Raw genomic sequence first — 5,608 nt, 5'->3', positions numbered from 1 at the left:
CTTAAATCCTTAATAGTAACAATCCTATCATTATAAAAATTTCTATAGCTATTCTTTAAAACTTTAGTTAATACAGAAGTTTCAACCTCAGGCCAAAACTTATTTATAATATAAACAGCTAAATCAACATATTTATAATCTCTTAACACTTTCAAGGCATTATCATCAATAAATGGAATACCTTCGGGCACAAGGAGCCCTCCATCTGGAGCTAACCCCATATATACAGATTCCTCAAAGGTTAATCTTATATCACTATTTCTTGTGCTAAAATATTTCATAAGAGATCAATTTGAGGAAAAAAATAAGCAATTTCATTATGAGCATTTTCATTAGAATCTGATCCGTGAACAGCATTTTTTTCTATATCATGCCCATATAACGCTCTAATTGTACCTTCTTTGGCTTTCTTTGGATCTGTTTCCCCCATCAATGCTCGCCACTCTTCTACAGCATTTTCCTTTTCTAAAACCATTACAATAGATGGTCCTGAAGTCATAAATTTTATTAAATCATTAAAAAAAGGTTTTTCTCTATGCACTTGATAAAAGCCCTTTGCCTCAATTTCACTTAATTTTACTAATTTCATGGCCTTTATAAAAAATTCATTTTTTAGTATTATGTCAATTATTTTCCCAGTATAATTAGCTTTAAAGGCATCAGGTTTAATTATAGCCAGTGTACTATTCATTCATTCCTCCTAAATATTATATATTCTCTTTTGAATTTTTTTAGTATAGGATATATAGACAAATTTACAATACAATTATTTATGAAAATAGGAATAGGTTACGACTCCCATAGATTTGTTAAAAACAAACCCCTTATTTTAGGTGGTATAAGGATTGAACATGATTGGGGATTAGAGGGACATTCAGATGGGGATGTCATAGTACATGCTATTATTGACTCCCTTGTCTCACCAACCTTAAATAAAAATATTGGGGAATTATTCCCTGATAATTCACCTGAGTATAAAAACATATGCTCATTAACACTTTTAAAGAAAGTGCATACTTTAATTGTTGGGGCAGGTTATAATATAATAAATACTGATGTAGTTTTTATCTCAGAAACACCAAAAATAAGCCCCTACACAAACAAAATGAAAGAAGTGTTGGCACACTATTTAGTATTACCAATAAACGCAATATCAATAAAAGGAAAAAGTAACGAAAATATGGGCTTCATAGGAAGGCTTGAGGGAGCAGCTGCAATAGCTGTAAGCCTTCTTAGGCTTAATAAAAATATTAGCTAATTTAATTTCAATCTAACACATTTTTAACCCCTTATTTATTTTAATTTTTTTATTTGGTTTACTAAAAAAAATAAGAAACAAAAAGATAGCATAACAAGTAACAGTTAAAGGTGGTAAAATTGTTGAGTTTAATGATATTGGGGCTAATATTGCAACTGTAAGCCAATGTAAAGATATCACACCCACCGAGTTTAATTTAATTGGAAAATCATTAAACCTAACAATTACTGCTAAGCCACTTAAATTCCAACCGTATAATGATATAAAACGGTGATAAGCCAATATATTATCCAACAACTGTTTATTATGTGAAAAATATATGTTGCATAATATGTATAATATGCCTGTTACAGCAGTACATATTAAAAAAAACATACCTGATAGGATAAAATATTTTTGTTGTATATTTTTACACAACTTAAAAAAAATAATAAAAACACTTAACACAGCAATTGACAAGATAGATGATATAATAAGCTCTAATAGAGTTGATCCAATTAAGATAAAAATAAAAAAAATAATAACCCCTAAATTTATAACCCAAAAAATAATTTTTGCAATTAAATCTTTATTCCCTAAATTACTCTCAATTAGTTTGAATATAACTGAAAAGGTGATAAGTGAAATTGGAAAAGAAAACCCCAAGAAAAAAGTATTAAGGTTTAATTTTTCTAAATGAAATATATTGGAATGTTCATTAATCATGGCGAATATTGATATAATTAGACCAATAGATAAACAAAGAAGGGAGGCATGGTTAAATTTTGTTGATAACTTTATTCTTCTTAAAAAATTATAAATTGAACCAAAATATTTATGCCTAATATATTCAGTTATGAAAAAAATTATCATTGCAAAAACCGATGAGTATAAATAGCTATGTTCAAAAGCAAATAAGGTATATAAAAAACAGGCAATTAAAAGGAAAATTACAATTAAATTGTTTATTTTAAATCTCGAGGTGTAGAGAATGATAATAGAGCCACCAGAACATAGATTAAATAAAAATATATGCAATCGTTCAAAATTATAGCCTTCAATATAATTATTTAGAAAGCCAAAGCAAAGCGCTAATGTCATTAAAATAAAAAATAAAAATCTATATAGTATACTCACAATAATATGATATATTATCTTTTGATTTTGTTAAAAGCAAATAAATAGCATCTAAATTGAAATATTTAATCTATCTTCTAAAATCTTCTGCTCTTCTTCTTTTCTTCTTTTAGACCAGTTAAGTTCTTCCGACATAATCTCTACAACTTTTTCAGCTATCTCTTTTGCTCCATTAATATCAACAAGTGCTAACATAGTTCGCCTAATTATCACATCCTCTGCTCTTGCGGCAAATTCTTCCCTAATTTGATATTTTATTTCTTCTTCAAAAATAGGATAATCCTCATAAAGCATATTTAATTGACCATTATTTAATTCTAGAATTTTATTTAAATTAGAGCCATATCTTTTATACAAAAAGTCAAATTCCTTTTTATCAAGAAAATTGTAAGAACTTTGTTTTTTTAAATCTTCATTTACAGGATCATATCCATCAACAAAGATCCTATCAGTATAACAATAACTATGTGGAGTCAAACGGGCATACTCAATAGCCTTATCCACTAAATCTTGTGCCATCTTTCTATAGGTTGTCCACTTTCCACCCCCTATTGTTAGTAAACCAGATGGTGATGCTTCTATTACATGATCCCTAGAGAGCTTTGCAGTATCTGATTTGTTAGGATCTTTTACAAGTGGTCTTAACCCACTCCACTTAGACTTAATATCTTTTTCTGTAATTTTCATATCAAAATAATTGTTCACGTGCTTTAAAAGATAGTTAACATCTTTTTTCTTTACAGTTGGATGATCTTCTAGTGTTGCCTCCTCGTCTGTTGTACCAACTAATGTATTACCATTCCAAGGCAAAACAAATAATACCCTACCATCCTCTGTTTTTGGTATCATTAAGCCAAACCCTTTTTTTGTATAGCTAGCATCTATTACAATATGTATCCCTGAGCTAACCTTTAACATATCTTCTGTGTTAGGATCATCTAGCTTCCTGATATTATCTAAATAAGGGCCAGTTGCATTAACAACAACTTTACCATTAATATCAAATGTATCACCTGTTAATACATCTTTTACCTTTACGCCACCAACCATGCCACCCTTTTTAATTAGATTTACAACCTCTATATAATTACAAGGCTTTGCACCAAACTTATAAGCAGTTTTGATTAATGCTATATTCATTCGTGCGTCATGAAATTGCCCATCATAATAAAGAACACCCCCTTTTAAGCCCTCTTTTTTAATGCAATCATTGTAACTATGAATTTTTCTCTTACCAAGTATACGGCTAGCCCCCAATCTTTTTTTGCCAGAAAGAACATCATAAAGGGATAAGCCTGCGTATATATAGGGCATCTCATAGGCTTTATAAAGAGGAGTAACAAGATTTAACCTCCAAGCTAAATATTTAGAATTGTTTAAAAGATTATATCTTTCTTTCAATGCATCCCTTACCAAATTATACTGTGTTTTATCAAAATGTAACACTGCATCCTCTAAGTATCTAACTCCTCCGTGCACAAGCTTTGTGCTTCTACTGCTCGTTCCAGAAGAAAAATCTCCCTTTTCAACAAGTGCAGTTTTTAACCCTCTAGAAGCGGCATCAAGGGCTATACCAGATCCTGTTGCGCCTCCACCTATAACAATTAAATCAAAGCTTTCTCTTTTTAAATTCTCCTTAATTTTCTCTCTTATCTCATTCACTACTTATACTCCTTTGCTATCTCTACAGCTTTTCTCCACTTTGTTATCAACATATTTCTCTTATCTTCATCAATTTTTGGTTTGTAGTCTTCATCTATCTCCCATAATTTTTCGATATCCCTTATACTGTTATATACCCCACTTCCTATACCAGCAAATGCTGAAACCCCAAAAGCTGTAATTTGGGTTATTTTAGGTTTTAATACATCTATATTTGAAATATCAGCTAAAAATTGTAACATCCATTTATTATCTGTCATACCACCATCTACTTTTAAAGACTTAAAGGGTATGCCACTGTCCATATTCATCGCTTCATAGAGATCAACTGTCTGATAACATGCGGCTTCTAAAACTGCTCTTGCAAAGTGGGCTATGCCTGTATTCCTTGTTAAACCCACAATAACACCCCTTGCTTTGGAATCCCAGTGTGGTGCACCTAGTCCAGTAAAAGATGGCACAATATATACACCGTCATTACTATCTAAACTTCTAGCTAAATCCTCAGTCTCAGCAGCCTCTTTAATCAACTTTAGATTATCTCTTAACCACTGCACTGCAGCCCCAGCAACAAAAACAGAACCTTCTAAAGCATAGGTTGGCCTCCCATTCAATCTATAGGCAACTGTTGTAAGTAATCTATTTTTTGAATAAACAGGTGTTTCACCTATATTCATTAAAGCAAAACAACCAGTGCCATATGTGCATTTTAATTGTCCTGGAGTAAAACATATTTGACCAACAGCTGCAGCCTGTTGATCGCCTAAAACTGCTAATATTTTTATCTCTTCGCCTATGAGCTTTTTATCGGTATATCCATAATCTGCTACACTATCTTTTATTTCAGGCAGTATTTCTTTTGGGATATTAAACTCATTTAAAATATCTTCATCCCATTCTTGTTTATCCAAATTAAACATCATTGTTCTAGAGGCATTTGTTGCATCTGTTGCATGAATACGACCACCTGTTAAATGCCATATTAGGAATGTATCAACTGTGCCAAAAGCAATTTTTCCTTCCAATGCTTTTTCTCTAAGTCCATCAATGTTATCTAAAAGCCATTTAATCTTTGTAGCAGAAAAGTATGGATCTATAATCAAACCCGTTTTTTTTACTATTTCCTTTTCATATCCTTTATCTATATAATAATTGCACATATCTGATGTTCTTCTATCTTGCCAAACTATTGCGTTATATACAGGCTTGCCACTTGTTTTATCCCATATAATAGTAGTTTCCCTCTGATTAGTTATCCCAATAGCTAGAATTTCCCCTTCTTCAGCCTTTATCCTTTTTACAGCATTTTTTAAACAAGTAATAGTGGTATTTAAAATGTCACATGGATCTTGTTCAACCCACATCAATTTTGGGAATACACAATTAAATTCTTTTTGTAATAAAAAACATGACTTACCTTCTAAGGTATGAGCCACAACCTTAGTGCTAGTAGTTCCTTGATCAATTCCTAATAAATATTTTTCCATCTTCACCTCCAACTAATAATTTATACTATAAAAATACAAAATGCTTTTTTAAATCAAATAAAAAAATTTTATCTAATTTTAAAAT

General features: G+C 30.8%; 6 protein-coding genes. 1 reads left to right on the top strand and 5 read right to left on the bottom strand.

The window, feature by feature from the left end; genetic code table 11:
- Both SVN78_07880 and ndk read right to left on the bottom strand, forming a co-directional pair.
- A partial coding sequence (locus tag SVN78_07880) for a threonine synthase (protein ID MDY6821523.1) occupies positions 1-281 on the bottom strand: 281 nt, incomplete at its 3' end.
- Positions 278-691, bottom strand: a complete 414-nt coding sequence (ndk, locus tag SVN78_07875) for a nucleoside-diphosphate kinase (GenBank protein MDY6821522.1) — start codon at positions 689-691, stop codon at positions 278-280. The genes ndk and SVN78_07880, both read right to left, overlap by 4 nt.
- 81 nt (positions 692-772) lie before the next feature.
- Here ndk and ispF point away from each other — a divergent pair, with 81 nt between their 5' ends.
- Positions 773-1,258 (top strand): 2-C-methyl-D-erythritol 2,4-cyclodiphosphate synthase, encoded by a 486-nt coding sequence (gene ispF / locus SVN78_07870; protein MDY6821521.1) that lies wholly within the window; start codon positions 773-775, stop codon positions 1,256-1,258.
- A 12-nt stretch (positions 1,259-1,270) separates the two neighbouring features.
- Here ispF and SVN78_07865 read toward each other — a convergent pair whose 3' ends face one another.
- From SVN78_07865 to glpK, 3 genes are all read right to left on the bottom strand, one after another.
- Complete coding sequence (locus SVN78_07865; GenBank protein ID MDY6821520.1) at positions 1,271-2,338, bottom strand: hypothetical protein; 1,068 nt, start codon at positions 2,336-2,338, stop codon at positions 1,271-1,273.
- A gap of 87 nt (positions 2,339-2,425) precedes the next feature.
- Positions 2,426-4,036 (bottom strand): FAD-dependent oxidoreductase, encoded by a 1,611-nt coding sequence (locus SVN78_07860; protein ID MDY6821519.1) that lies wholly within the window; start codon positions 4,034-4,036, stop codon positions 2,426-2,428.
- Positions 4,036-5,523, bottom strand: a complete 1,488-nt coding sequence (gene glpK, locus SVN78_07855) for a glycerol kinase GlpK (GenBank protein ID MDY6821518.1) — start codon at positions 5,521-5,523, stop codon at positions 4,036-4,038. Before glpK ends, SVN78_07860 begins: the two co-directional genes overlap by 1 nt.
- Positions 5,524-5,608: the final 85 nt, after the last annotated feature.

The organism is Deferribacterota bacterium, from assembly GCA_034189185.1.
Taxonomy (GTDB): Bacteria; Chrysiogenota; Deferribacteres; order Deferribacterales; family UBA228; genus UBA228.
The sequence above is the reverse complement of the archived record's forward strand: the minus strand, read 5'-3'. Positions and strand labels throughout refer to the sequence as shown.